The sequence below is a fragment of the Salmonella sp. SJTUF14076 genome, from assembly GCF_015534835.1.
Lineage (GTDB): Bacteria > Pseudomonadota > Gammaproteobacteria > Enterobacterales > Enterobacteriaceae > Salmonella > Salmonella enterica.
On the sequence record NZ_CP064674.1, the window covers coordinates 1,931,902 to 1,956,606 of the forward strand.

Annotated in this window: 25 protein-coding genes and 1 pseudogene; 19 read left to right on the top strand and 7 right to left on the bottom strand. The window is 43.5% G+C overall.

Going from position 1 to position 24,705, the window contains the following annotated elements; translation table 11 throughout:
* Positions 1 to 25: 25 nt before the first annotated feature.
* The 3 genes from HU143_RS09295 (at position 26) to HU143_RS09305 (ending at position 2,189) form a co-directional block, all read left to right on the top strand.
* A complete protein-coding gene (locus tag HU143_RS09295; RefSeq protein WP_024148149.1) occupies positions 26 to 280 on the top strand; it encodes a hypothetical protein in 255 nt (84 codons plus the stop codon).
* Positions 225 to 755, top strand: a complete 531-nt coding sequence (locus HU143_RS09300) for a membrane lipoprotein lipid attachment site-containing protein (RefSeq protein WP_023226641.1) — start codon at positions 225 to 227, stop codon at positions 753 to 755. The genes HU143_RS09295 and HU143_RS09300 overlap by 56 nt, the downstream gene beginning before the upstream one ends.
* 405 nt (positions 756 to 1,160) lie before the next feature.
* A complete protein-coding gene (locus HU143_RS09305) occupies positions 1,161 to 2,189 on the top strand; it encodes a DUF2971 domain-containing protein (protein WP_023226640.1) in 1,029 nt (342 codons plus the stop codon).
* A 322-nt stretch (positions 2,190 to 2,511) separates the two neighbouring features.
* Here HU143_RS09305 and mobQ read toward each other — a convergent pair whose 3' ends face one another.
* Positions 2,512 to 4,032: a MobQ family relaxase gene (mobQ, locus tag HU143_RS09310; protein ID WP_023226639.1), complete on the bottom strand. Its 1,521-nt coding sequence runs from the start codon at positions 4,030 to 4,032 to the stop codon at positions 2,512 to 2,514.
* Positions 4,033 to 4,676: 644 nt separating this feature from the next.
* On the opposite strand from mobQ, the gene HU143_RS09315 reads away from it, so the two are divergent.
* The 3 genes from HU143_RS09315 (at position 4,677) to pilV (ending at position 7,483) form a co-directional block, all read left to right on the top strand.
* Positions 4,677 to 4,982: a conjugal transfer protein TraD gene (locus HU143_RS09315; RefSeq protein WP_023214923.1), complete on the top strand. Its 306-nt coding sequence runs from the start codon at positions 4,677 to 4,679 to the stop codon at positions 4,980 to 4,982.
* Positions 4,983 to 5,385: 403 nt separating this feature from the next.
* Positions 5,386 to 5,943, top strand: a complete 558-nt coding sequence (bfpA, locus tag HU143_RS09320; protein ID WP_023214922.1) for a type IV pilus major subunit protein BfpA — start codon at positions 5,386 to 5,388, stop codon at positions 5,941 to 5,943.
* Between the two features lie 52 nt (positions 5,944 to 5,995).
* Positions 5,996 to 7,483, top strand: coding sequence for a shufflon system plasmid conjugative transfer pilus tip adhesin PilV (pilV, locus tag HU143_RS09325; protein ID WP_023226638.1), 1,488 nt, complete (start codon positions 5,996 to 5,998; stop codon positions 7,481 to 7,483).
* Between the two features lie 282 nt (positions 7,484 to 7,765).
* On the opposite strand, the gene HU143_RS09330 is transcribed toward pilV, so the two are convergent.
* Both HU143_RS09330 and HU143_RS09335 read right to left on the bottom strand, forming a co-directional pair.
* The gene (locus HU143_RS09330; RefSeq protein WP_131186980.1) at positions 7,766 to 8,278 is read right to left on the bottom strand and encodes a hypothetical protein; all 513 of its coding nucleotides are present in this window, start codon (positions 8,276 to 8,278) and stop codon (positions 7,766 to 7,768) included.
* 10 nt (positions 8,279 to 8,288) lie between these two features.
* On the bottom strand, positions 8,289 to 9,134 hold the full coding sequence (locus HU143_RS09335; protein WP_023226636.1) for a trypsin-like peptidase domain-containing protein: 846 nt from the start codon (positions 9,132 to 9,134) through the stop codon (positions 8,289 to 8,291).
* A gap of 528 nt (positions 9,135 to 9,662) precedes the next feature.
* Between HU143_RS09335 and HU143_RS09340 the strand changes: the two genes are divergently transcribed.
* Positions 9,663 to 9,914: a hypothetical protein gene (locus tag HU143_RS09340; protein WP_000042271.1), complete on the top strand. Its 252-nt coding sequence runs from the start codon at positions 9,663 to 9,665 to the stop codon at positions 9,912 to 9,914.
* Between the two features lie 71 nt (positions 9,915 to 9,985).
* Here HU143_RS09340 and HU143_RS09345 read toward each other — a convergent pair.
* A pseudogene (locus HU143_RS09345) lies at positions 9,986 to 10,279 on the bottom strand (tyrosine-type recombinase/integrase); the annotation flags it as partial.
* A gap of 321 nt (positions 10,280 to 10,600) precedes the next feature.
* Here HU143_RS09345 and HU143_RS09350 point away from each other — a divergent pair.
* Together HU143_RS09350 and HU143_RS09355 are read left to right on the top strand one after the other, a co-directional pair.
* Positions 10,601 to 11,782 carry an AAA family ATPase gene (locus tag HU143_RS09350; protein WP_023226634.1) on the top strand — a complete coding sequence of 394 codons (1,182 nt, stop codon included), beginning with the start codon at positions 10,601 to 10,603 and terminating at the stop codon, positions 11,780 to 11,782.
* Complete coding sequence (locus tag HU143_RS09355; RefSeq protein ID WP_023226633.1) at positions 11,783 to 12,529, top strand: HNH endonuclease; 747 nt, start codon at positions 11,783 to 11,785, stop codon at positions 12,527 to 12,529. It begins immediately after the preceding gene.
* Between the two features lie 101 nt (positions 12,530 to 12,630).
* Here HU143_RS09355 and HU143_RS09360 read toward each other — a convergent pair whose 3' ends face one another.
* The gene (locus HU143_RS09360) at positions 12,631 to 13,887 is read right to left on the bottom strand and encodes a tyrosine-type recombinase/integrase (protein WP_023226632.1); all 1,257 of its coding nucleotides are present in this window, start codon (positions 13,885 to 13,887) and stop codon (positions 12,631 to 12,633) included.
* Between the two features lie 768 nt (positions 13,888 to 14,655).
* Here HU143_RS09360 and HU143_RS09370 point away from each other — a divergent pair.
* The 4 genes from HU143_RS09370 to HU143_RS09385 all read left to right on the top strand — a co-directional run bounded on the left by HU143_RS09370 (position 14,656) and on the right by HU143_RS09385 (position 17,212).
* Positions 14,656 to 15,075: a translesion error-prone DNA polymerase V autoproteolytic subunit gene (locus tag HU143_RS09370; RefSeq protein ID WP_000394197.1), complete on the top strand. Its 420-nt coding sequence runs from the start codon at positions 14,656 to 14,658 to the stop codon at positions 15,073 to 15,075.
* A gap of 2 nt (positions 15,076 to 15,077) precedes the next feature.
* Positions 15,078 to 16,346, top strand: a complete 1,269-nt coding sequence (locus tag HU143_RS09375) for a Y-family DNA polymerase (RefSeq protein ID WP_023194544.1) — start codon at positions 15,078 to 15,080, stop codon at positions 16,344 to 16,346.
* A gap of 454 nt (positions 16,347 to 16,800) precedes the next feature.
* A complete protein-coding gene (locus tag HU143_RS09380; RefSeq protein ID WP_000208509.1) occupies positions 16,801 to 17,013 on the top strand; it encodes a cold shock domain-containing protein in 213 nt (70 codons plus the stop codon).
* Positions 17,014 to 17,023: 10 nt separating this feature from the next.
* On the top strand, positions 17,024 to 17,212 hold the full coding sequence (locus tag HU143_RS09385) for a hypothetical protein (protein WP_024131109.1): 189 nt from the start codon (positions 17,024 to 17,026) through the stop codon (positions 17,210 to 17,212).
* A 258-nt stretch (positions 17,213 to 17,470) separates the two neighbouring features.
* On the opposite strand, the gene ompS1 is transcribed toward HU143_RS09385, so the two are convergent.
* Positions 17,471 to 18,649, bottom strand: a complete 1,179-nt coding sequence (gene ompS1, locus HU143_RS09390) for a porin OmpS1 (RefSeq protein WP_024154957.1) — start codon at positions 18,647 to 18,649, stop codon at positions 17,471 to 17,473.
* A 650-nt stretch (positions 18,650 to 19,299) separates the two neighbouring features.
* Here ompS1 and drpB point away from each other — a divergent pair.
* From drpB to HU143_RS09410, 4 genes are all read left to right on the top strand, one after another.
* Entirely contained in the window at positions 19,300 to 19,611 is a 312-nt protein-coding gene (drpB, locus tag HU143_RS09395; RefSeq protein ID WP_023227458.1) for a cell division protein DrpB, read from the top strand.
* Positions 19,612 to 19,690: 79 nt separating this feature from the next.
* On the top strand, positions 19,691 to 20,386 hold the full coding sequence (locus HU143_RS09400; RefSeq protein ID WP_023227459.1) for a phosphohydrolase: 696 nt from the start codon (positions 19,691 to 19,693) through the stop codon (positions 20,384 to 20,386).
* A gap of 73 nt (positions 20,387 to 20,459) precedes the next feature.
* The gene (locus HU143_RS09405) at positions 20,460 to 21,890 is read left to right on the top strand and encodes a DNA cytosine methyltransferase (protein ID WP_001157305.1); all 1,431 of its coding nucleotides are present in this window, start codon (positions 20,460 to 20,462) and stop codon (positions 21,888 to 21,890) included.
* Positions 21,871 to 22,341 (top strand): very short patch repair endonuclease, encoded by a 471-nt coding sequence (locus HU143_RS09410; RefSeq protein ID WP_023227460.1) that lies wholly within the window; start codon positions 21,871 to 21,873, stop codon positions 22,339 to 22,341. Before HU143_RS09405 ends, HU143_RS09410 begins: the two co-directional genes overlap by 20 nt.
* Here the strand turns inward: HU143_RS09410 and yedA are convergent.
* Positions 22,330 to 23,250 (bottom strand): drug/metabolite exporter YedA, encoded by a 921-nt coding sequence (gene yedA, locus HU143_RS09415; RefSeq protein ID WP_001212263.1) that lies wholly within the window; start codon positions 23,248 to 23,250, stop codon positions 22,330 to 22,332. The genes HU143_RS09410 and yedA overlap by 12 nt on opposite strands.
* 169 nt (positions 23,251 to 23,419) lie before the next feature.
* Here yedA and HU143_RS09420 point away from each other — a divergent pair, with 169 nt between their 5' ends.
* Positions 23,420 to 24,337 (top strand): DUF808 domain-containing protein, encoded by a 918-nt coding sequence (locus HU143_RS09420; protein ID WP_089541754.1) that lies wholly within the window; start codon positions 23,420 to 23,422, stop codon positions 24,335 to 24,337.
* A gap of 76 nt (positions 24,338 to 24,413) precedes the next feature.
* Complete coding sequence (locus HU143_RS09425) at positions 24,414 to 24,599, top strand: YodC family protein (RefSeq protein ID WP_000232161.1); 186 nt, start codon at positions 24,414 to 24,416, stop codon at positions 24,597 to 24,599.
* Positions 24,600 to 24,705 lie beyond the last annotated feature (106 nt).

Sequence of the window (24,705 nt, forward strand, 5' to 3'; positions counted from 1 at the left end):
GCTAAAAACGATCGAATATTTAATTATGATAGTTAAAAACTATCATATGGCTGTTTTTGATCGTTTTAAACGATATGACGAGCGTCAAAAAGAATTGAATCCTATCAATTGGTTAGACAGTGGTTTTGTTGTGCCATATCTGTCTGAACACGCAGAAACACTACAGCTAGCCAGAAAAGCATCAACACATAACAGTATTTTTGATTATCAGGATGGATACGCAGATGAAGAAGATTTTACTCGTTGCTGGCGCAGGTCTGGCACTGGCGGGATGTGGTGAAAAAGGCGGTTTTGAGAAAGCGATCAACGCGAAGATCGGGCAGACCAGATACTGTTTCTCGCTGGATAACAATAATACCAGCTTCCCCATCCGTCTTGCCAAGCCACGGCTTGATTCGACTGGCACAGGGACCAATTCAGTGATCCTCGACGGTTTTATTGAGCAGGGCCTGATGGTTTTTGAACAGGGCTATGACTCGAACGTATTAGGGATAACAGAGGAAGGCAAAAAAGCCAAAGTCTGGAGCACAGCAGACGGTGCCTGTGTTGGTCGTCGTGCTGTTGACGAGATCAAGGAATGGACGGAACCGGGTAACGGAGGCCAGAAGGTTGTTCGCGTATCTTATACATGGAAGCTTACTGACGTTCCGAGCTGGATTGACAAAAAGGCGTTCGCCAACGTTAAAGGGATGAATGAACCTGCTGATGGCGCAATGAATCTATTTAAAACCAGTAATGGTTGGAAAGCTAACTAAAAGGATACTGGATTGTTAAGTGCCCCTGTTGCTCTGTAGAAAGTCAGAGCTGGGGCATGTTTGCATAGGATACATTGTAGAAATAGTTATCATCATTATTTCTAATAATACGACCTTTAGACATAAGTGTAATTACCCTTATCAAATAACTTAAACTGAAAATTATCTTATCTGGAATTAATAATAACTATTATTTGGTTTAATTAGATAATATGTCGATTTTTAGTAATGTTTCTAGTTTGTTTTATCTATTCTATTAATAATAAGGTAGTGTTTACTGCAATGCTTGCTATGAGTAGATTTTATGCAGATTATTTTTTGCGATTGTGATTTTTGTTGACATTTACATTTATTGTAAATATATTGCATTTTATCGCAACTATACTTAATTGAATGTGCATCAATATGAAAGTTTATAAATACACGCCACATATTTCTTTGTTTCTGAAAGAACCAACACTATCACTTACACCAGCAATATTTCTCAATGATCCATTTGAGGCCCAGTTAACTAAAAAATATAAAGACGAAGTAGTGACTGCATATTCAAAAATTTTTTCTGAGGAAAAACGCGAGCGTATGGCACTAAGGCTTAGAAATGATTTAGATAATAATGGTGATTATTCAGGAATTGTATCTCTAACAACAAAAAAAGGTGGTTTAATGATGATGTCGCATTATGCTGATAATCACCGTGGGGGGTTTTTAGAGTTTACTATATCAGATGATATAGGTGAAGGTATAAACAATAGAATTAATTTATTTATTAAAAATGACCATATCCACTATCATTGTGGGCCAGTCACATACGCTGATAAGGATAACAGAGGATTTTCCTATTCCAACAATAATATTGATGATATATATCTCGCTTGCTTTGAAAAAGGGTATGAATGGAGTGTGGAAGAAGAAATTCGGTATGTTGCTGACTTTCGAAAGGCTGATTATTTTATACTACCAGTGAATAACCTTCTTAATTATTATGTATCTAGAATAGATGATGTTATAGGGTATGAAGTAGAGAATGAGTGTGTTAGTTTTATATATCGAGATTTTGAGGATAATCACTTAAAATTGAGGGCCAGAAAAATCCAAGATATATTCTACGCTATAATTATGTCAAAGGATGAAGTCGGTACGCTTAGGCTATCGGAAGACATGAAAACTATATATTTTGATATAAATAAAGATGGTGAAAATTTCATCATACCTTTTATGAAATTAAATAGGTTGGTGAAAGATAACATTCATTTTTATCCAATGCTTAATGTAAATCCAGATACATTAACTGGCGTATATTTAGGTGCTCGGTTTGATAGAAAAGACCTCCATAGTGAGGATTTGTATAAGTTTAAAAATTTGGGGTGTAATATTTATTCGTGTGAATTGAGTGATATTGATTTCTCTCTTAAGTTTAATAAGGTAGAGTTTTGAAGGCGATAGTTTGTGTTTCTTTAAAAAATAACGGCAACGTTGATAGTAAAACATAAAAGATTGCTTGGAACGTGGTCTGAAGAAAAGATGCCTAATTTATGCTTAGCATTTTTCGCTGCTGGGGAGTGTGAATGGTGTATAAGGTTCATGCTCTTATCAGTACCCGGAAATTCTTGTTTAGGACGATTTAGAAAAATAACACACTTGTTAGTCAGAATCCGATTTATATCGCCAAAATTCAACATTCTCTTGGTTGTATTACTTTGGTCATTTTAATACAAAAATACACTAAGGAAGAATACTTAAAAATAGTAATCGATGCTTAGTGATCTGTATCCCATTTTGTATAGCCCGAAGGGAGCATCCGCGATGAGCTACCTTTTCTTATGTGTTTTGATGTAATCGATGGTGTGAGATCCATGTTCTTATCAATGTCCGGCTGTTCATGCTTCGGACGACTTGGGAAACGAACGGTCTTATCATTATCTGACTCGTCGCCATAACATTCTTCACGTGATGATGTTTGGTCATTGTTAAATTTGGCGCGTTTTTCAAACTCTGAGCGTGAAACATAAACCCCCATAACTTCATCAAACACATAATTTTCAGCAATGCGCTTATCATGATCAGCATCAGTGGTATCGGGTTTCCTTCTGGCCCATACAAATCTCTCTTTGAAGAAGCCCACCACCAGTAGCGTGAAACGCTTAAACATTCCATTCTGACGCGGCTTAACCTGTTTTCTATTGCTCATGGGAGCGCGGTTCTTCGCTCTCGTGTTTCGAGAAGAGGAGGTTTTCAGTTTAGTGGATTTACTTGGTTCAGGGGCAACCAGAACATGAGTTCCTTTTTCTGCCATACCAACCTTACTTATCTTGTTTGGATCACGGTAAGATTTTACGGCTGGTCTTCTGTATGGTTCAGATGTCGTCATAACAGGCTGCGGTTCTTTTGTTATCGGGTAGTCTGGAAGGACTATCTCTTCTGGTTCAGCAAGATGTGTAACCGTAAAGCTTCTGACATCAACCACGATCTCAAGTGGTAGCTCACTGAATGTGGTGTAGACCTTCTTCGCTTCCTCAATTTGAAGGTTGCGTAGGGCTTGTTCAGCTGCTCGCTGTTCCTGTGACTCGGTGTCATTCCACTTGGCACGATGAACGCGCTGCATTGCAGGACGATTGGTTTCTGTTGCCTTGGCAAGCCAGAATGCTTTTTCTTCAGCGCTGAATGCTTCTTCTGCCTGAGCAAGGGCATCAGCACATTGTGTTCTGAGAGAGCGGTGATCGATACGTTCTTCACTGCCTGCGGCCTCAAGGTAGCTGTTCGACATCGTGGCCCACGACTCACGCCACTGAACAACCATCTTCTTATCATTCCAGCTCCTGTCTTTTTTACCAAAGCCAGCAGCGGTGATAGTTTTCAGGGTTAACATAACGTGAGCATGGGGATTCTTACCGTCTAAATCGTGGAAAACGATATCAGCAATCATTCCTTTATCGACAAAGTTCTTCTGGCAGTATTCAGCAACTAATTTTTTCTTGTCATCATTGTTGAGTTCTACGGGAATAGCGACATCAAAATAACGGGCTGTTTGTCCGTTGTTCTGGCGTTCCACTCTTTCAACTTCATTCCATAGCGCTGACGAGCTTTCAATAATATGAGAAGGTGCGGAAACAGGAGCCAATATAATATGACCATGAAGGTCTGTTCTGTAGCTGAAATCGAAAACCTGTCCAATGCGATCATCTGTAATACGTGTACGGGCATGGTAGGCAGCTTTTGCAACGGAAGTCATGCCCTCGCTTCGTTTCACAATTTTAAAATCCAGATGGAAAATCGCCATTAAAAATATAACCTCAAATATAAATGCTGCTGTTAGTTTTTCGTAAGAAAAACTTTGGGGTTGACGTTGACCTTGGTTTTGCTTTTAGCCTGCGGCAGCAACCGTCGGTAGACCCTACACACTGCGTAGCAGTGTATAGGTGGGCATTGTCTTTAAAAAAATAAGCCAATGTAAAAACTCCCCCCTTATTAATTAATACGAAATATACTGATAGTTGTAAAACAATACACCGGATTAAGCGGCGCAAACTGGATTAAAGGTGTAGGTTTCACATCTAAAGGGAAAATAGAGTAAAGAAAAGGCCCGTAAGGGCAAAAGAAGTATTAATTGTTCCCGCCGTAAGGCGGGGCCGATAAATTTGATAGAAATAGCAGATAAAACAGAGAGTGTTATGTGTTGCACAATTCACAGGTCAAGACCTGAAAACATATTTAAAAACAACAGGTAAAAATAAAATAACAAAAGCACAAAAATAAGTAACGCGGAGAGTGTGAGGTATTTTAAGTTAGTGATTACTATCACATGAGTTGCACTATTTTATTTATAGATATCCCAGATTTATTTCCTATGACAAAACGATGTGAATTTGACGTTATTCATCTTTGTGATAATTAAATACGTATAAACAATAAGAGGTAATAACTATGGATAATGAAAGTAAAAGATCAAGAACAGAAAAAACATTAAAACAAAAGGTGGCATTTGCTCAACTTGAACTTAACCGCCTTAAATCAATGGAGAAATCAGAGCAAAAGAAAGTTGAAACAAGGCTCAAGATTATTCTTGGTGCGGAAGTAGCTAAGGCTATGAATTGTGGTGTCGAACAGGTGGATAAGGAACTTGTTATGGGTATTTTGCTTTCAGCATCTGAGTTGAATGATATTGAAAGAATTAAATATATAAAAGCAGGGAGATGGTTTCTTGCTCAAATGGATGGCAGACAAAAATAAAAAAAGATTAAATAAAATATATAAAAGGGGTTGATATCTAATTAATATCTGTTATCTATATAAAAGAACAGAACGCAGGATAATCCTTTATTAATACATGTTTTTTCCTTTTCAATCAATCATGCGTTCTGTTCGACCAGTAATCTGTTAATTTTTATCTTTATGTAGTGAACGTCATTATTACTTTTTTATCAGATATGATAAATATCCCATGAGGAAGTAATAATGACAGTAGTGATAACAAATGTTGTTTTTAAATCTCCCAAAAGGCAAAGAGCGATCTTTGCTTTTTTTAATTCATCCGTCTATCAGATGGAATAATATATATCTTTCTTCACTTATTGCCAGATATGAAAGATACGTTATAACAGGAGGTATCATTAAAATAAAAAAGGAGATAATAATGGTTTTGTTAAATAATAAAAGAAAAAGCAAGAAAGGTTTCTCACTACTCGAACTATTACTTGTGTTAGGTATCATTGCGGCATTAGTCGTTGCGGCTTTTATTGTGTATCCAAAGGTTCAGGCTTCACAAAGAGCGCAAGCGGAAAGTAATAACATAGCCACCATACAGGCAGGTGTGAAAGCACTTTATACATCAGCGTCAAGCTTTACCGGACTAACGAATACCGTAGCTGTTCAGGCAAAAATATTCCCTGATAATATGTTAAGTGGAACAGGCAATGCGGCTAAACCAATTAACGCATTCAAAGGGAATGTGACGCTGGCTGCGGCAGCTACAGGTCCGTCATCTGCGGCAGGTTCTTCTTTCACTATCACATATGACAACGTGCCAGCAGCAGAATGTGTGAAAATAACCACAGCGGCGGCAGGCAATTTTTACACTGCTAAAGTGGGTTCTAAAGTAGTAAAAGCTGCAGATGGCACCCTCGATGTAGCAGCTACCGCCGCAGCATGTAATAACGCTACAAGTAATACATTAGTTTTCACGTCTATTTAACGAAGAGGGCGCAGGCCCTTTTCTTTCTTATTGCTAAAACAGGGAGATAATTATGATAAAGAAAAAAGGATTTACCTTACTGGAAGTCAGTATTGTTTTAGGTATTGGAACACTCATCGCTTTTATGAAGTTTCAGGATATGAGAAACAATCAGGAAGCGGTACTGGCTGATAATGTCGGAACACAGATTAAACAGCTTGGTGAAGCGGTTAACCGCTATATCAGTATTCGCTATGACAAGATTTCCACACTGTCATCTTCTCACAATCAGAGCAGTGATCCGGGTCCAAGAACCTGTACGGCTGCTGGTTGTGAAATCACTTACCAGACGTTGATTAATGAAGGTCTTTTACCTGTCGGCTATACTGGAACCAACGCGCAAAAATCCACGTATAAGATTTTGTTGAAGCGTTCGGGAACAGCGCCTGATTATGTGATTAATGGTCTGATAACAACCAGCAGCCCTTGGAAAGAAGGTGGGCGCATTCGCTATGACCTATTAGGCAAAGCAGTTCAGGCTGCGGGTGTTGATGGTGGTATGAGCAGAACAACCAAGATAGCTTCTGGCTATGGTGGTCAGTGGAGTGAGAATTCAGGCAACTACAGCAATATTACTGATGGTGGATTGCTGGCTTACCGCGTGGGCTATAACTCTTCTATGTATTCTGTTTACCTGCGTCGTGATGGAACATTGCCAATGACTGGCGATCTGAATCTTGGCGGTAAGAGCATCAAAAACATACAGGACATTACAGCATCAGGAACAACAACGACCGGAGCACTGAAAACCACGGGTAATGCGTCTGTTGCATCAGATTTGACAGTCGGTGGAACCTCTACCCTTAATGGTCCTGTAAATATCAACAACAACCTGAAAGTAAAATCCGATACCTATCTTAATACGCTATCAACAACAGGTCTGGCGAAGTTTGGTAGCCGTATTGCGACGAACGGACTTAATCCAAACGATCTGCCTTCTGGCTGGGCTGGCGGTGTTCGCACTTATGATTTATATGCGTCTGGAACTGTTGGGGCTGGAACCGGGAAAACAGTTAATGCTTATATGAACAGTGCGGGTAATATTTTCGCATCAGGCAATCTGACAGCCGGAACGATAAAATCCAATGGCATAATTGAATCAGTTGGTAGGGTTAAAGTGGGTGAATATATCCATCTGAATGGTCAGGCAACGCTGAATGCGAAATGTACGCCTAATGGTCTGGTGGGGCGAGACAGTGCGGGGAAAGTGTTATCTTGTGCTAGTGGTAAATGGAAAAATGTTTCTGCAGGGGCTGGTTTGTATTCCGTGACGTTCCAATATAATCCTGCTGCTGGTTCTTATGGATATAATCCAGCGACTTGTATAACCAAAAATCCAGATACAAATGCATGCTCTTGCCCTTCAGGAGCAAATGCTGTGGAGCTAATGCCTTCATTTACAACATATTCTTATGAGTCAGGGGGAGGAAGCCCGGGTCATGGCGCAGGCCCTACGACTCATACTGTAAATAAATATTATATGTTATATCAGTGTCGTTAATTTATGCTTGTGTTTAAGTGTGGTATTTTTAAGTAAAAATTTATTATCAATTCATAATACATTATTAATAAGTGTCTTTTAAAGATATTCACTTTATAATATATCTGATTATCTGTATATGGAGATTAATTTACAATTCAATGAGTTGATCCCATTGTCTTAAGTATGAGTCTATTGAAGACTTATTCTATCCTATGGATAGTTCCTCTGAAGAGGATGTGAAAGGGTCGTGAGACCCTTTTAAACTACATTATCATATTTTTGTCAATGTATGCTGCTTTGCTAATTGTGAAAATTATTGTTTACTTTTTGATGAATAGGAATGCAGTGTTTTAAAATAATCAAAGAGGCATTCAGCAAATCTTCATTTCTACCTGATTCTTTTTCTCCATCTGGACAATATTTCCCACCATGAAATAGATTATTCCTTACCCTTCTAATCATCAAAAGTAGTTGTTGGGTAGTACGTTGCTTTTTATCCACTGGTTGATCTTGAAAAATAATTTTACCTTCGCTAAGGATTTGCTTTCTTGGAGGAGACTCTAATAAATAGCCTACCGCTTTTTTAAGATCTTCGTTCTCGATTTTTAAAAAATTATCATTAATTTTTTTAGCAAAACAATCCCAACATGGCTCAACTTTTTTACTATCACCTCTAGCAAATCCTGAAACTTTTAAGGCATATTCCAATCGTGAAAAAACACATATAAAATCAAGTATTAATTTTTCAGAAACATATAAATGTTGAAACATATAATTATTATCCCAATTTCCAGATGCTGAGATATTTTGCATTACTAATAAGTCAACTGTTGTTATTCTTCGATAAAGCAAATTCAATTGTCTCCACAACTGTTCTGGCTTTAAATACAATACCTAAATCAATCATTTCTTGTTGTGTTGCCATTGGTTGTGTTGTTGTTGGAATTGGAACTGATATGATTTTATTTAAATGTGTTCTAAAATATACAGCGGCGACAACCCCAACAAAATGGAAACGTGAGCCAAAGGCAAAGCCACCATCTCTGGTTGCGAAGGAGCCTTGATTTAGAATAAAAACAGGGCTCCCACTTGAACCACCAAATACAGAAGCGTCAATAAGAAAACGTGGAGAACCTTCGAAATCTACTTCGATGGGACTTGCGGTTGTACCGCGTCTTGCAACTGGTAGTAGATTTGTGCTGTCCCAAATGCCATTAGGGTATCCAATGAAGGTTATCGGTTCAATAGCATCCATCTGCTTTATTTGTTCTTCATTAGGGATCATCGATGTCTCGACACATCGTATAAATAAATCAACGCCGTGTTGTTTTTTTATAAAATCTAAGAGTGGAACTAATGGACATATCGCAATATCTATTACTTCATCTGGATGCCCAAACCATAATTCTTCCCATTCTGGATTTTTTATATTCAAGCTAAACCCATCACCAAGAGCAGGGGTGTTATCTTTTCCCTTTAAAAAAGTAAGCGTTCCTTGAACCGTGTTCTCGATAACATGCTTGTTTGTTACAATAGAAAGATATTCAATGTTATCTTTTTTATGACAAAAGAAAAAACCAGTGCCTGAACCAGAGTCACCGTTTCTTGATATTGTATCTATTCTTATTGTTGTGAAAAAAAGTTGTTCGGATATGGTACTTACTTGCATATTTATCTCCCTTGAATGTTGCCTTTGATTATATTCCAAAAAACATGATTTGCTATATGCCAAAAGGCATAACCAAAGATTTTTAGTTTTTACTTAACAAGGTATGATATTTTTTAACTTTGTGTTATCAAAAGTCAAGTCTGACTGAATAGCACTATTTCCCCGTTGGCAAAACCTTCTACCCACATACATTCTACCTTTAGCCTATGGAAGAAGCCTCCTGCACAGGTATTGTCATGGAAGTTATCATTGTAATAGAACTTAAAATCGACATAGCTATCTTAATCCTGCTTTTCAGAAGACAATCATTTCAGGAAGATGGTGAGCTTTTAGCGTATCTCTTCCTGTTTGAGAGATCTTTTATAAATTAAATCAATAAATTATAAATATACTGTAATTTTATACAGCAATGATGTTGCCTTTAGTCGAATTAGGGCTTATAAAGAACATGGTTATCACTGCATGTAGTGATTTTTTTCGATGAAAACACTACATAAGTGATGTTCATGACTTTTGGGGATTCGTTTAATGAGTAAAAACGTAAAACAGACTTCTGAAAATGTGGCTTCCACTGCTGCAAAAACGCTGACTGATCCTAATGCCTCAGCCATCCAGAAAAGCCTTGCGGGTTCCGCGCTTTCTCAACGTGGGACGTCAAACCAGACCAGTGGCAAAATGGAACATAAGGCTTCCTCAGCTCTTGATAACCCACGCTCCAGCGAATTAACGAAGCAGCTTGCCGCTTCGGTATTGGCACAATCAAACAAAGGGCGTAAGTGACAAGTTACAGGGAGAGTAAAACCTCCCTGTGTTTTTTTATTTACTGAGATACTTTGCTTGCTGGAAAGCGATTATTGTTTCTGAGCAAACTCAAAGGGCCTGACCATCCCATTCCGATTCTCATCAAGAAAATCAGCCCACCATTGAAGCATTAACCTTCGCTGCTCAAGATGTTTAGCCTTATGGGTATAGGCTGCACGAACGCTGTTGCTTTCCTTGTGGCTCATTTGAAGTTCTACAGCGTCTTCTGACCATAAGCCAGACTCAATTAATGCACTACATGCCAGTGTGCGGAAACCATGACCGCAGATGTCCTGCGTGGTGTCATAGCCCATCTTACGCAGCTCCTTGTTGATAGTGTTTTCAAACAGAGCAGTTAAACGGCAAAACAATATCGCGTCCAATCATCCATCAGCGCCACACGCTGAGGCCACAACGTCCTATGTTGATATTATGCAGTTTTGCCTGCCCAATCACGAAATGTTGCTGTATCATCGAAAACGTTATTTGAACTTGCATCTTTTTACAATCTTAACGATATATTAGGTTGGAGTTAGTATACGTTGATAAAAAAAGTTAATTATTGCATGTGATACGGTTGTTTATTATCCAACTATTTTGGTATATAATAGCCACATACTGAGTGTTATGTCATTATTTAATGGCTTGTAAAGTAGAGGGTATTAATGAAAATACAAAAAATTGATATCAAAGATGTTGGTGGTATAAAAAGAGCAATAATTAATTTTGATGCGAGCATGAATATTATTTGCGGACCAAATGGGATAGGAAAAACCACAATTTTAGATTCCGTAGCACATAGTTTTATTAATACAAACAGCTATGTCCTTAAAAGACATGCTCAGTCTACTGATGGTCAGATAAATACCGTATTAAATGATTGTGACAATATTAGAGAAAGTCATATTTCTCTTGAACAGTTCAATCCTAAGGATTACTCATATATTAGTGGCTTAAGAGAGTTAGGAAGGAAAGTGATTTATTTGAATATTTCTAGAATGTTCAAATATGTATCTTTATCTAATATCTCTAAAGATGAGGAGAGACAAGATCATAGCATATACACACTTTTGACTGACGGAATTTCGGTTGCGGATATGAAAAATTGGTTCGCAAAACGCTGTCTCTTCTTTAATACACCAGAAGCATTAAGTGAAAATAATAAGGTTAATTTGGAGTTGGCAAAAAAATGCTTTTCACTGCTTAATGCTGAATATAAATTTTCTCGCGTAGATGCGAAAAAATTTGATGTTTTCGTATCTACTCCAAATGGAGAAATTTGGTATGAATATTTGTCATCAGGATTTAAATCATGTCTGAGTATTTTATTCGGCATAATAAAAGAGATTGAACTAAGAATGCCTGATGAAAATTGTTTAGCACAGCATTTTGATGGCATTGTATTGATTGATGAGCTGGAAATGCATCTTCATCCTGAATGGCAGTCCAAAATTGTTTCTGTTTTGCGAGACACATTTCCTGCAACACAATTTATAGTTACTACTCATAGTCCTCACATTATACAAAATGCGGAACCTAATCAGATAATTGCATTAGGGACAGATAGTAATGGATATACATACGTCAGAGAACTTCCGAGTAATGAGTTTGGTTATACTGGATGGACATTAGATGAGGTACTCAAAGATGTAATGGGAATGGAAGACACAAGAAGTCAGAAATTACAAAGTATGCTTGCTGCATTTGATCAAGCTATTGATGAGGAGAATAAAATTGAAGCAGAGCGTATTTATAAAGAATTAGATAGGGCACTTCATCCAGCAAATGTGCTTAGAAAAATGCTTAGTATTGATCTTTCCTCAGTAATCGAGGAGGGCAGTAAATAAATGATTAAGCTGGAAAGAAATTTTACACCTCTATTCTTTTCTCCTCAGAATGTTAGTCGTTTAACTGAAAAATTTAAGAGCAGTGGTACTCATGTATGGCATCATGATGATGTAAAAAATTCGTTGATGGAGTTAAGTGATAAAAAATGTGCATACTGTGAGGTTAAGCTTGGTGAAAAAAGCACATATCATGAGGTGGAGCATTTTAAAGATAAGAATGATTACCCTGATGATGTAATAGAGTGGAATAACCTATTACCTTCATGTCGTCATTGTAATGGTTCTAAAGGGACACATGATGTTGTCCAAGAACCAATAGTTAATCCTTTTGAGGAACTCCCGGCAGAGTTTTTTTATATTAAAAATTTCAGAATGAAAGGGAGGAATGAGAAAGGTATTCTGACTATAGATGTTTTAAATCTTAACGATAGAGAACATTTGGTTAAGCCAAGATGTGAAACAGGAGCTATAATTGCGGAAAAAATAGAGGATTCTTTAACTTTATTTGAGGGATATCTTTCAAATCCAATAAGCAAAAATAAAAGAAAATTAATCGGTACTGTTAGAGGGATACTGAAAGAATGTCAAAGAAGTGCCATATTTTCTGCAGTATCGGCTACTGTATTACATACGAGCGAGGATTATCTGACTTTACGGGGTAATATGATGGCCCATAAGTTATGGGATGAAGATATGGAGAACCTTCACATAATGTCAAGTAATATACAATTACCAACAACAGCTTAATATAACAAATATCATTCTGCTATATGAGTAAACGGCATTAATTATTCTGTGTTACTCACATATTTTGATTATCTATGACAGGCTGAGAACATCCAAGCCTGTCATAACATAGTAACATCACTTAGTGGGGTTAATATGTTTGCAAAACAATACCCCGTCCACTCATCCATCAACGCGACCCGCTTAGGCCATAACGTCCCACGTTGATACGCTGCTTCGGCCTTATCTGCCAACTGGTGAGCTAATGCATGTTCAATAACCTCACGTGGGTAGTTGGTCGTTTCACCAGCCCAATCACGGAATGTAGACCTGAACCCATGTTGCGTTAAGTCGGTATATCCCATTCGTTTTAACACTGCCAGCAAAGCAGTATCAGAAAGTTGTCCTTTACGAGGGGCAGGGAACACAAAGTTATTGCCTTTAAAGCGGGGTAAATCTTTTAACAGTGCAACGGCAGCATCAGACAAAGGAACTCGATGCTCTTTTGCCGCTTTCATTCGACTGGCGGGGATAGTCCATGTTTTACCTTCAAGATCGATCTCTGACCACTCGGCACCACGAATTTCTCCTGAGCGTGCTGCGGTCAAAATGGCAAACTCAAGGGCACGAGGTGAAACGCCGCTCCGTTCACGCAGCTCTTCCATAAAGGTGCCGATCTGACTATAGGGGAGGGCGGCATGGTGTTTGGTGATTTGAACTTTACTTGGTTGAGGCAGGAGAGGTTTCAACATACCTTTCCATGCGGCAGGGTTATCCCCTTCAAAGTATTCTTTAGCCTTAGCGTAATCGATCACCGTTTCAATACGTCCACGAAGACGGCTGGCGGTTTCATTCTTGGTTAACCAGATAGGTTCCAGTATTGCCAGAAGATCAATTTTGGTGATTTCACTAACGGCCTTTTTGCCAATGAAAGGGTAGGCATAGGTCTCCAGTGTGGAACGCCATTGAGCGAGATGTTTTTTGTTCTTCATCTCACTGTCTTTGACTTCCAGCACTTCTTCACAACACTCGGCAAAGGTCTTTTTCTTCCGGGCCAGTATTTCCTGCCGGGCTTTTTGCTCGTGTTTTTCCTGAAGGGGATTAATACCATTACGGATTTGTTTACGTAGCTCACGCGCTTTGTCACGCGCTTCGGCTAAGGAGACTTCCGGGTAAGGGCCAAGCCCCATATTCAAACGTCTTGGAACTGTTCTACCGAGATTGTTGATTCGGGTTCCCATAGCTACACAAAGAACCCATGCACGGGACTGATTTCGGATGCGAAGGTATAAACCATCCACACCACCAACGGCATACATACCTTCGGATTTTAATCGTGATACGACGAGTCCTGAGAGTTCCTTGGCCTTCTTTGGCATAGCAAAATCCTGTCATACAACCCGCCATACATACGGTACTGCATAAAATAGCTGATTGTTTGCACAGTAGCAATACACTACCGAACAAAAAAATAATGACAATATTTTGTTTTTAAAGGAAAAATTGTACTCAGGTGGGCATTGGCGAACACTAAAAATTTAGACCCTCTCTCCGCCACAATTCAAACACTTAGCTCATCTTCTTTCAGCGATCAGTCTCACACTTAGAATACACTTAGAGTATTCTGTTAGAATATTACGTGAAAAACGTATCGCCATCTTATGCTTTTTCTGCCAGAAGAGGGGGCCAGGGATGGTGTTATTTTTACTTTTCGATCATAAGTCAACTCCTGGTTTTCTGCCCCGGTCTTTCGCTGTACCCCATCGGGATTCACAGTGATGTCACTTGCGGCGACTTAACGCCGTCGTCCTCGGTAATCGTCGCACCCGGCCTGTTGCCCGAAATGTTCCCCTGTAGACATGGGCGCCGGGCAGAAGATTACTTGCTGTCAGGGAAACGCGCTGGCGCGTGGCGATAACTTACGCTGCGGGACTGTCGACGCTGTACAGAAAATCTGGCCTCCAGGCTGGCTTAAATATGCGCACATGACAATACAACCGGAAAATTTACAAAACGCATAATTTGAACTGAGAGAGAAACTTACAAACGAAGCGACGAAGATTTAAACAGTCGTAGCGACTCCGGTATCTTGCGTGCATGTTCAAATAACACTACTGTATATAAAAACAGTATTCGAGGTATGGATTATGGAATTTTTCAGACCTACAGAGTTGCGCGAAATTATTCCTCTCCCATTTTTCAGTTACTTAGTGCCGTGTGGATTCCCCAGCCCCGCGGCGGACTATATTGAGCAGCGTATCGATCTTAATGAGTTGCTCGTTTCTCATCCCAGCTCAACATATTTTGTCAAAGCCACGGGTGATTCAATGATTGAAGCAGGCATCAGCGACGGTGATCTGCTGGTGGTGGATAGCTCACGGAACGCTGACCACGGTGACATTGTAATTGCGGCAATTGAAGGAGAGTTCACCGTAAAACGGTTGCAGTTGCGCCCGACAGTGCAGTTAATCCCCATGAACGGCGCCTATCGACCTATACCTGTCGGCAGTGAAGACACGCTCGACATATTCGGGGTGGTGACCTTTATCATTAAAGCGGTCAGTTGATTATGTTCGCGCTCTGCGATGTTAATAGCTTTTACGCCTCCTGCGAAACGGTCTTTCGTCCTGATTTATGTGGCCGACCAGTGGTGGTGTTATCAAACAATGATGGCTGCGTTATCGCGTGTAGCGCCGAGGCGAAACAGCTCGGTATCGCACCAGGTGAGCCATACTTCAAACAGAAAGAACGCTTCCGGCGATCCGGCGTTGTTTGCTTCAGCAGTAATTACGAGCTTTACGCTGATATGTCGAACCGGGTAATGACCACACTCGAGGAGATGGTGCCGCGGGTAGAAATTTACAGCATTGATGAGGCTTTTTGTGATCTGACGGGGGTACGAAACTGCCGGGATCTGACAGATTTCGGGCGCGAGATAAGAGCGACGGTCCTGAAGCGCACGCACCTGACTGTCGGTGTAGGCATTGCCCAGACGAAAACCCTTGCCAAGCTGGCTAATCATGCTGCGAAAAAGTGGCAGCGCCAGACCGGCGGGGTGGTTGACCTGTCGAACATCGATCGCCAGCGTCGGCTGCTGGCCCTGATACCCGTAGAGGATGTCTGGGGTGTCGGCAGGCGCATCAGTAAGAAGCTCAATGCCCTGGGCATCAAGACTGCTCTCGATCTCTCTGAACAAAGTACTTGGATCATCAGGAAACACTTCAATGTCGTGCTGGAGCGTACCGTGAGAGAGCTTCGCGGAGAGCCATGTCTGGAGCTTGAAGAGTTTGCGCCGGCAAAGCAGGAAATCGTTTGTAGCCGCTCTTTCGGCGAGCGGGTCACAGACTATGAGGAAATGCGCCAGGCTATTTACAGCTACGCTGCGCGCGCGGCAGAAAAACTCCGCGGCGAGCACCAGTACTGCCGTTTCATCTCAACATTCGTCAAAACATCCCCCTTTGCCCTGAACGAGCCCTACTACGGTAACAGCGCCGCGGTGACGCTTCTCACCCCCACGCAGGATTCACGCGACATTATCAATGCGGCTGTGAAATGTCTGGATAAAATCTGGCGCGACGGCCATCGCTACCAGAAAGCGGGGGTGATGCTGGGTGACTTCTTCAGTCAGGGCGTAGCGCAACTCAACCTTTTCGACGATAACGCGCCGCGCGCCGGTAGTGCGAAGTTGATGGAAGTACTGGACCATCTTAACGCAAAAGACGGGAAGGGGACGCTGTACTTCGCCGGGCAGGGGATGTCGCAACAGTGGGCTATGAAGCGAGAAATGCTTTCGCCTCGGTACACCACAAGATACTCTGATCTACTGCGTGTTAAGTAACTTGTGCGATCAATGCCTGAGATAGTTGCCAAATCATCCCCGTTCTCTAACCGATTTTGGTCACACAAGATCACAGGAACCTCTCACGATGAGGCGCATGTATCCTGGTTTACGACATCAGGAAATGTGGCGCATTTATTGCCAGGTAGGCGTTGTGGGACGTCACTTATTTACGCCAGATTTCAGCCGTAGCGACGGGCATGGATAAAAAGAGTATGGCAATCAGCGTGATAATGCTAAAAAACAATTAATATTTTTTTAACAAAACTAAAGCTTGCTATGTGCAGTTAACCATGCGTTAATGGTTGTGCGGTTTGATACAAACTTATCTGAAGTAGTGATTGTAATATTTCTCATCATTTGTTCCTCTTGAGATCTCCTTTAGGTTTTTTTCTCTCTGATAATTTTCTTCAGGCCATTTCGCCCAAGGGCTCATTCAAAAGGTAACAATATTATGACGACGAAAATCACTGGTTTAGTAAAATGGTTTAACCCTGAAAAGGGCTTTGGTTTCATTACGCCTAAAGATGGCAGCAAAGATGTGTTTGTGCATTTTTCCGCCATTCAAAGTAATGAATTCCGCACTCTGAATGAAAATCAGGAAGTGGAGTTTTCAGTAGAGCAGGGACCAAAAGGTCCATCAGCGGTCAACGTTGTGGCGCTTTAAGGCAACTGATATTACTAATAAAATTCACTTCCGGTGTCCATGTTGCCATGGTTCACAATACAGAACATCGACATTCGATGTTACTGAGCAAAATCCATTTGGCGCGAAATGTATTTTTTGTAAGTCAACCATGATCACTTTTGATAATGTTGGATTATACATTCGCTCAGGACAGGTTCCGCCAGATTTTAGAAAATAATTCATATTAGCTCCGTACCGGAGCTTTTTTATGCCCGATGATTATCATCTATAGACGCTGACATCCATCATCTATAGTGGCATTTACCTTTCCCCAAAGGTGTTATTTCTCTTGCAGACAGCGCCTGAAAAGAGCGACGTTGTCTTCATCTATCCGATGAAGCCAGGTCACCTGTCTTTGCGCCGTTATCCGTTATTTAATTCTTGCCCTATAATAACAAGCCCGCGCTAAGCACGGGCTTGAATAACATAAAGCGTCTTAGAACTGGTAGACCAGACCAACACCTACGATATCATCGGTTGCAATACCGTTGTTTGCGTAGAAGTCATCATCTTCGTCCAGCAGGTTGATTTTATAATCAACGTAGGTGGACATATTTTTGTTGAAGTAGTAAGTCATACCGACGTCAACATATTTAACCAGATCTTTGTTGGTGTAACGCCAGTTGCCACGATGGACTTCCTGACCGCCTAAATCTTTGCCCTTAGACTGCAAGTAGGCGATGGACGGACGCAGACCGAAATCGAACTGATACTGCGCAACCACTTCAAAGTTCTGGGTTTTGTTAGCAATACCGCCATTATCTTCGCCATTGCCGCCGCCATAATAGGTCATGTTGCGGGTTTCAGCGTACATCGCCGCCAGGTAAACATTGTAGGCGTCATATTTGGCACCTACGGTCCAGGCTTCAGCGGTTTCACCACCAGCATAGTTGTTGCGCTCATTCATGCCGTCGCCATAACCACGAGCAACCTGATTGTCCGTACGGTCAGAGGAAGAGTAGGCCGCACCCAGGCTTAACCCGAAGTCAAAGTCGTAGGAGGCAGACATACCGAAACCGTCGCCGTTTTCACGGGCCAGTTTGCGGCTGCCGCCGTTACCTGTACCTTCACCAGCACCGCCATTTTCATTATTACCCTGGTACTGCAACGCGAAGTTCAGGCCTTCCACCAGACCGAAGAAGTCGGTATTACGGTAGGTAGCAACGCCGTTGGTTCTGCCCAGCATATAGACATCGGTCTGGGTATAAGTATCACCGCCGAATTCCGGCAGCGCATCGGTCCAGGCTTCAATGTCGTAGATAACACCATAGTTACGGCCATAATCGAAAGAGCCGTACTCGCCGAATTTCAGACCGGCAAAGCCCAGACGAGTCCAGGAGTTTGCACCTTCGCCTTCGGTGGTGTTCACCTTAATGTTGTATTCCCACTGACCATAGCCGGTCAGCATATCGTTGATCTGCGTTTCGCCTTTAAAGCCAATACGGGCGTAGGACTGGTCGCCATCGTCGCCTGCATTGTCAGAGAAGTAACGCAGACCATCAACTTTGCCGTACAGGTCGAGTTTGTTGCCATTTTTATTATAAATTTCAGCCGCATTTGCTGCGCCTGCCACTAATAACGCCGGGACAAGCAGTGCCAGAACTTTTCTGTTCATTATGTATTCCCTTATGATAATAATTTATATGAATATGTAGCCACTTCAACAAAACTACAAATTGATACTATTCTATGAAGTTCATGGAATTTAAAAAATAACATGTAACAAAGGTATTTAAAATATTTCAATTTGTTTCTGTTTGGTTTTTTATAATACGAGCTATATAAGTTACTAAGAATATATATTCTATAATTATCATTTTTTATCAATGAGTTATATGTTTTGACTTGATGGTTATTGAAGTGAATATAATTTGTTTTTTATATGTGTTTGATGCTTTGATTAGGAAAAAGGCATAAAAAAAACCGGCATAAATGCCGGTAATGTGGGTAATGATAAAATAAATGATAAAAGGCTAATAACCGAATCATTCTGACACTTAATGCTAATAAAATAAAACGCTATCGCGGTGCGTAAAAATAAGTTGTTCTGGTTATAGGTTATTCTGCATCAGAGTGCGATTCAATCACCATTCCCTTATTTAACAGCAGGTTCAGCGCCAGACGCAACATTAACTGAGAATAAACTATTTGTGGAATGAATAACCAGAACAGGTGGATAAGGTATTTCATGGTCGAAATGTGACTAATGTCACATTATAATGTAATTAATGTCATATGACTTACATCACAAAAGCGGAGTAAAGTTTGAGTACCAGGGAGGACAACGCCACCCGTAGCATGGGCGGCAAATTAGCGTTATGGGTTTTTTATACCTTTTGCGGCTACTTCATCTGGGCGATGGCGCGTTGCGTGTGGCTGATGTCCGCCATACAAACCGAGCCGGTTCTCGGCCCAATCAGCACTCCTGGCAGCGCAACGGAAAAATGGCTTAACGCGCTTTCGCTGGGCGTCGTCTGGCTTATTCTGGGGTGTATTGCCTGGTACACCCGGCCTCGCAAAAACAGGGCTTATCCCGCCGACACCAAGCCAGAAACGCGCAAGCACGCAGGGATGTAAAGTGGTGGCGGATATGTCAGGATAGCGAACCCTGTGCTCAGGCATGTAATAAAAATGGTCTGCTATAAAGAGAGGGCGTATGGACTCAGGATACTGGCAATCGCAGTTTGAAGACTGGCTACGTCACCACCACCAGGAACAGGATGCCGCCCATGACATCTTCCATTTTCGTCGTGTTTGGGCAACCGCGCAAACGCTCGGGGAAAACAGTCCTGTCGACTGGCTGGTGGTGCTATCGGCATGTTATTTCCATGACATCGTCAGCCTGGCGAAAAATCATCCGCAGCGGCATCGTTCTTCCATTCTGGCGGCGGCAGAAACCCGGCGTATTTTTCTGCGGGATTTTCCTGACTTTCCGGCAGAAAAACTGGCGGGCATTTGTCATGCTATCGAAGCGCATAGCTTCAGCGCAAAAATTGCGCCTACCACGCCAGAGGCAAAAATCGTGCAGGATGCAGACAGGCTGGAGGCGTTGGGCGCCATTGGTCTGGCGCGGGTCTTCGCGGTCTCCGGCTCGCTGGGCGTCGCGCTGTTTGATGCCGACGATCCCTTTGCCGACAGACGGCCTCTTAACGATAAGCAATTCGCGCTCGACCATTTTCAAACCAAACTGCTGAAACTGCCGCTGACGATGCAGACTGAACGGGGCAAGTACCTGGCGCAGCGTAATGCGGATTTTCTGGTGTCGTACATGGCGAAACTGAGCGCTGAGCTGAAAGGCGACTATGAAACACGGGATGATGCGGTCATCCAGATGTTTGCTACGCATCAGTAACCCCTGCCGCTGAAACGTAAACCGCGTCATTTTATGTTAGTCTGTCGGCAATTATTTTTGGCCGGTTAAATGTATGCAGGAAAATATTTCAGTAACACACGCCCGGAACCTCATCGCCGACGACGCCGGAAGCGAGATCCAGGCGATGCTGAGTCAATTGCTGGAAATCTACGATGTTAAAACGCTGGTGGCGCACCTTAACGGCCTGGGCGAACAGCACTGGAGCCCGGCCATCTTCAAGCGCGTAATGATGAACGCGGCATGGCATCGTTTGAGCGACAATGAACTCACCTGTCTTAAAACAGGGTTGCCGACGCCGCCAGCGCATCATCCACATTACGCCTTTCGTTTTATCGATCTCTTCGCGGGCATCGGCGGCATTCGCCGCGGATTTGAAGCGATAGGCGGACAGTGCGTGTTTACCAGCGAATGGAATAAGCACGCGGTACGGACATATAAAGCGAACTATTTTTGCGATCCGCTGCAACATCGCTTTAATGAAGATATCCGCGATATCACGTTGAGCCACCGGGAAGGGGTCAGCGATGATGAGGCGGCGGAACACATTCGCCAGCATATTCCGCAACATGATGTCCTGTTGGCGGGCTTTCCCTGTCAGCCATTTTCTCTGGCGGGCGTTTCCAAGAAAAATGCGCTGGGCCGCGCCCACGGCTTTGCCTGCGAGACTCAGGGGACGTTATTTTTTGATGTCGTAAGAATTATCGATGCCCGCCGCCCCGCGCTGTTTGTGCTGGAAAACGTGAAAAACCTTAAAAGTCACGACCAGGGCAACACCTTCCGCATTATTATGCAAACGCTCGATGAACTGGGATATGACGTGGCGGATGCCGCTGACAATGGCCCGGACGATCCGAAAATTATCGACGGGCAGCACTTTCTTCCTCAGCATCGGGAACGTATTGTGTTGGTGGGATTCCGTCGCGATTTAAACCTGAAAACCGATTTTACGTTACGCAATATCGCCCGTTGTTATCCACCGCGCCGTCCGACGCTGGCAGAACTGCTGGAGCCCGTCGTCGAAGCCAAATATATCCTGACGCCGGTGCTGTGGAAATATTTATATCGCTACGCGAAAAAGCACCAGGCGCGGGGAAACGGTTTTGGCTATGGCATGGTTTATCCTGACAATCCGGAAAGTGTGGCGCGCACGTTATCTGCTCGCTACTACAAAGATGGCGCCGAAATTTTGATCGATCGTGGTTGGGATATGGCGAAAGGCGAAGTGAATTTCGACGATGCTGGCAACCAACAACATCGTCCCCGCCGACTCACGCCGAGAGAATGCGCGCGTTTAATGGGATTTGAGGCGCCGCAAACGTACCAGTTCAGGATACCTGTCTCGGATACGCAGGCCTATCGCCAGTTTGGCAACTCCGTGGTGGTGCCGGTATTTGCCGCGGTAGCAAAGCTGCTGGAACCCAAAATTCACCAGGCGGTGACGCTGCGTCAGAGAGAGACGGTAGATGGCGGACGTTCACGATAAAGCCACGCGCAGTAAAAATATGCGCGCGATAGCGACCCGCGGTACGGCTATTGAAAAACGTCTTGCCAGCCTGCTAAGCGCGCAGGGGATTACGTTTCATACTCAGGACGCGACATTACCGGGCAAGCCGGACTTTGTGGTGAATGACTATGATTGTGTGATTTTTACTCACGGCTGCTTTTGGCATCATCACCACTGTTATCTGTTCAAAGTACCGGCCACGCGAACGGCTTTCTGGCTGGAAAAAATCGGTAAGAACGTTGAGCGCGATGAGCGCGATATTCAGCGTTTACAGGCGCTTGGCTGGCGGGTGCTGATCGTCTGGGAGTGCGCCTTGCGCGGGCGAGCGAAATTGAGCGACGCGGCGTTGGCGGAGCGCCTGGAAGAGTGGATCTGCGGCGGCGGCGCCAGCGCGCAGATCGACATCCAGGGGATTCATCTACTGGCGTGAATCTTCCGTTTTACACGGCGTGACCACCGCCCTGGCGGGAAACAGGTACTTACCCAGAGTCACCAGCACTACGGCAAACACAATCACACCCAGCGCGGCCCATTCAACGGGCGATAACCTCTCACCGCCCAGGCCAGTGCCAAGCAACACGGCGACAACCGGATTCACATAGGCGTAGCTGGTCGCCAGCGCCGGACTGACGTTGCGAATCAGGTACATATAGGCATTAATGGCGATAATAGAACCGAACAACGCCAGGTAGCCGACGGCCATAAACCCCGATAAACCAGGCAGCGTGGCGAGCTTTTCGCCGGAAAGAAACGCCGCGCAAAGCAATACCACGCCCGCCGCCAGCATTTCAATCGCGCCCGCCATCATGCCCACAGGCAGGGCGATGCGCGAGCCGTAAACGGAACCAAATGCCCAGCTCATCGAACCTATCAGGATCAAAATCGCGCCCCACGGATTGCCGCTTAAATTACCGCCGCTGTTCAGCAGAATAATCCCGGCAAGTCCAATGGCAATCCCCACCCATTCTAATTTGCGCGTTTTAATACCAAAAAAGTAGCTAAAGCACAGCGTAAATAGCGGGACAGTGGCGACCACGACGGCAGCAATGCCCGATGGCACGTTTTGATGCTCCGCCACCGTCACCAGGCCGTTACCCACCGCCAGCAGCAGTAGACCAATCAGCGCGGCGTTGATGGTCTGGCGCAGCGGCGGAAGTTTTTCGCCGCGCAGCAGCAAAAACGCCATGAGCAACATCCCCGCCGAGAGAAAACGTACGCCTGCCATCATCAGCGGCGGCCAGCTTTCAACGCCTATGCGGATAACAAAATAGGTAGACCCCCAAATGATGTACAAGGCAAAAAGCGCGCCAAAAAGAGGTAATAACTGCCGGAAACGCATAATCACTCACGGTGAAATAAAAAGGGTGGATATAGTAAACGTCAAAATTATTATGCTGGCGAGCATTATAATTGTCCTTTTGGAATAAAAAGGCGTTGACCCGCACCGCCGGTTTCGGCATTACGCATTTTGCTACATACTTAACGTCTTAGAAGAAAAGACCGAGGAAATCATTTTGGCAGGAAGTAGCTTACTGACATTACTCGACGATATCGCCACGCTGCTGGACGATATTTCGGTAATGGGCAAATTGGCCGCGAAAAAAACCGCGGGCGTACTGGGGGACGACCTGTCGCTCAATGCGCAGCAGGTGACCGGCGTTCGCGCTAATCGCGAGCTGCCAGTGGTATGGAGCGTGGCGAAAGGATCATTAATCAACAAGGTTATTCTGGTGCCGTTGGCGCTGCTGATAAGCGCATTTATCCCGTGGGCCATCACGCCTTTATTAATGTTAGGCGGCGCGTTTCTCTGCTTTGAAGGGGTAGAAAAAGTCCTGCATACCTTTGAGGCGCGAAAACACAAAGAAGACCCGGCGGAGCGGCAAAAACGTCTTGAGGCGCTGGCTGCGCAAGATCCTTTGGCCTTTGAAAAAGATAAAGTAAAAGGGGCGGTCCGTACCGATTTCATTCTGTCCGCTGAAATTGTGGCCATTACCCTGGGGATTGTCGCGCAGGCGCCGCTGCTTAATCAGGTGTTGGTGCTGGCGGGGATTGCGTTGGTTGTGACCATTGGCGTGTATGGCCTGGTGGGTATTATTGTCAAACTGGATGATATGGGGTACTGGCTGGCGGAAAAGCGTAGCGTGTTGGTGCAGGGCGTCGGTAAAGGATTGCTGATTATCGCGCCCTGGTTAATGAAAGCATTATCCATTGTCGGTACGCTGGCGATGTTTCTGGTCGGCGGCGGGATTGTCGTACACGGTATTGCGCCGCTACACCATGCCATTGAACATTTTGCGCAGCAGCAGGGGGCTTTCATGGCGCATACGATCCCTGCGGGGCTGAATCTGGTGCTCGGCTTTATTATCGGCGCCATTGTAGTGGCGCTGGTGAAAGGTGTGGCGAAAATTCGCGGTGTTTCGCACTGATTTTCTACAATGAATTATGCAAAATTGCCCATCCTCGTCTAAGGTGAAAACGTTTCATCTGATACAGGAGGCAGGTATGGTCTTTTCTGTCAGTGAGGAAGTTACCGTGAAAGAGGGTGGGCCCCGGATGATCGTCACCGGTTATTCCAGCGGAATGGTAGAGTGTCGCTGGTATGATGGTTTTGGCGTAAAGCGGGAGGCATTCCATGAGAATGAGCTCGTGCCAGGCAAGGAAAGGCGCGTGCGGGACGAAGCCCGATGACAAAACGCCCGGTTAATGCCGGGCGTTTTGCTGTGGAGAAAAAGAGTCGTCGCGCTGCGACATGCTGCTACCTGGCTATGCCAGGATTGAGTGGTATCCCTTGATG

What these genes read in the sequence shown, in the direction of transcription:
- HU143_RS09295 (WP_024148149.1), top strand. Translation starts at nt 26, where the DNA reads ATGATAGTTAAAAACTATCATATGGCTGTTTTTGATCGTTTTAAACGA.
- HU143_RS09300 (WP_023226641.1), top strand. Translation starts at nt 225, where the DNA reads ATGAAGAAGATTTTACTCGTTGCTGGCGCAGGTCTGGCACTGGCGGGA.
- HU143_RS09305 (WP_023226640.1), top strand. Translation starts at nt 1,161, where the DNA reads ATGAAAGTTTATAAATACACGCCACATATTTCTTTGTTTCTGAAAGAA.
- mobQ (WP_023226639.1), bottom strand. Translation starts at nt 4,032, where the DNA reads ATGGCGATTTTCCATCTGGATTTTAAAATTGTGAAACGAAGCGAGGGC.
- HU143_RS09315 (WP_023214923.1), top strand. Translation starts at nt 4,677, where the DNA reads ATGGATAATGAAAGTAAAAGATCAAGAACAGAAAAAACATTAAAACAA.
- bfpA (WP_023214922.1), top strand. Translation starts at nt 5,386, where the DNA reads ATGGTTTTGTTAAATAATAAAAGAAAAAGCAAGAAAGGTTTCTCACTA.
- pilV (WP_023226638.1), top strand. Translation starts at nt 5,996, where the DNA reads ATGATAAAGAAAAAAGGATTTACCTTACTGGAAGTCAGTATTGTTTTA.
- HU143_RS09330 (WP_131186980.1), bottom strand. Translation starts at nt 8,278, where the DNA reads ATGCAAAATATCTCAGCATCTGGAAATTGGGATAATAATTATATGTTT.
- HU143_RS09335 (WP_023226636.1), bottom strand. Translation starts at nt 9,134, where the DNA reads ATGCAAGTAAGTACCATATCCGAACAACTTTTTTTCACAACAATAAGA.
- HU143_RS09340 (WP_000042271.1), top strand. Translation starts at nt 9,663, where the DNA reads ATGAGTAAAAACGTAAAACAGACTTCTGAAAATGTGGCTTCCACTGCT.
- HU143_RS09350 (WP_023226634.1), top strand. Translation starts at nt 10,601, where the DNA reads ATGAAAATACAAAAAATTGATATCAAAGATGTTGGTGGTATAAAAAGA.
- HU143_RS09355 (WP_023226633.1), top strand. Translation starts at nt 11,783, where the DNA reads ATGATTAAGCTGGAAAGAAATTTTACACCTCTATTCTTTTCTCCTCAG.
- HU143_RS09360 (WP_023226632.1), bottom strand. Translation starts at nt 13,887, where the DNA reads ATGCCAAAGAAGGCCAAGGAACTCTCAGGACTCGTCGTATCACGATTA.
- HU143_RS09370 (WP_000394197.1), top strand. Translation starts at nt 14,656, where the DNA reads ATGGAATTTTTCAGACCTACAGAGTTGCGCGAAATTATTCCTCTCCCA.
- HU143_RS09375 (WP_023194544.1), top strand. Translation starts at nt 15,078, where the DNA reads ATGTTCGCGCTCTGCGATGTTAATAGCTTTTACGCCTCCTGCGAAACG.
- HU143_RS09380 (WP_000208509.1), top strand. Translation starts at nt 16,801, where the DNA reads ATGACGACGAAAATCACTGGTTTAGTAAAATGGTTTAACCCTGAAAAG.
- ompS1 (WP_024154957.1), bottom strand. Translation starts at nt 18,649, where the DNA reads ATGAACAGAAAAGTTCTGGCACTGCTTGTCCCGGCGTTATTAGTGGCA.
- HU143_RS09400 (WP_023227459.1), top strand. Translation starts at nt 19,691, where the DNA reads ATGGACTCAGGATACTGGCAATCGCAGTTTGAAGACTGGCTACGTCAC.
- HU143_RS09405 (WP_001157305.1), top strand. Translation starts at nt 20,460, where the DNA reads ATGCAGGAAAATATTTCAGTAACACACGCCCGGAACCTCATCGCCGAC.
- HU143_RS09410 (WP_023227460.1), top strand. Translation starts at nt 21,871, where the DNA reads ATGGCGGACGTTCACGATAAAGCCACGCGCAGTAAAAATATGCGCGCG.
- yedA (WP_001212263.1), bottom strand. Translation starts at nt 23,250, where the DNA reads ATGCGTTTCCGGCAGTTATTACCTCTTTTTGGCGCGCTTTTTGCCTTG.
- HU143_RS09425 (WP_000232161.1), top strand. Translation starts at nt 24,414, where the DNA reads ATGGTCTTTTCTGTCAGTGAGGAAGTTACCGTGAAAGAGGGTGGGCCC.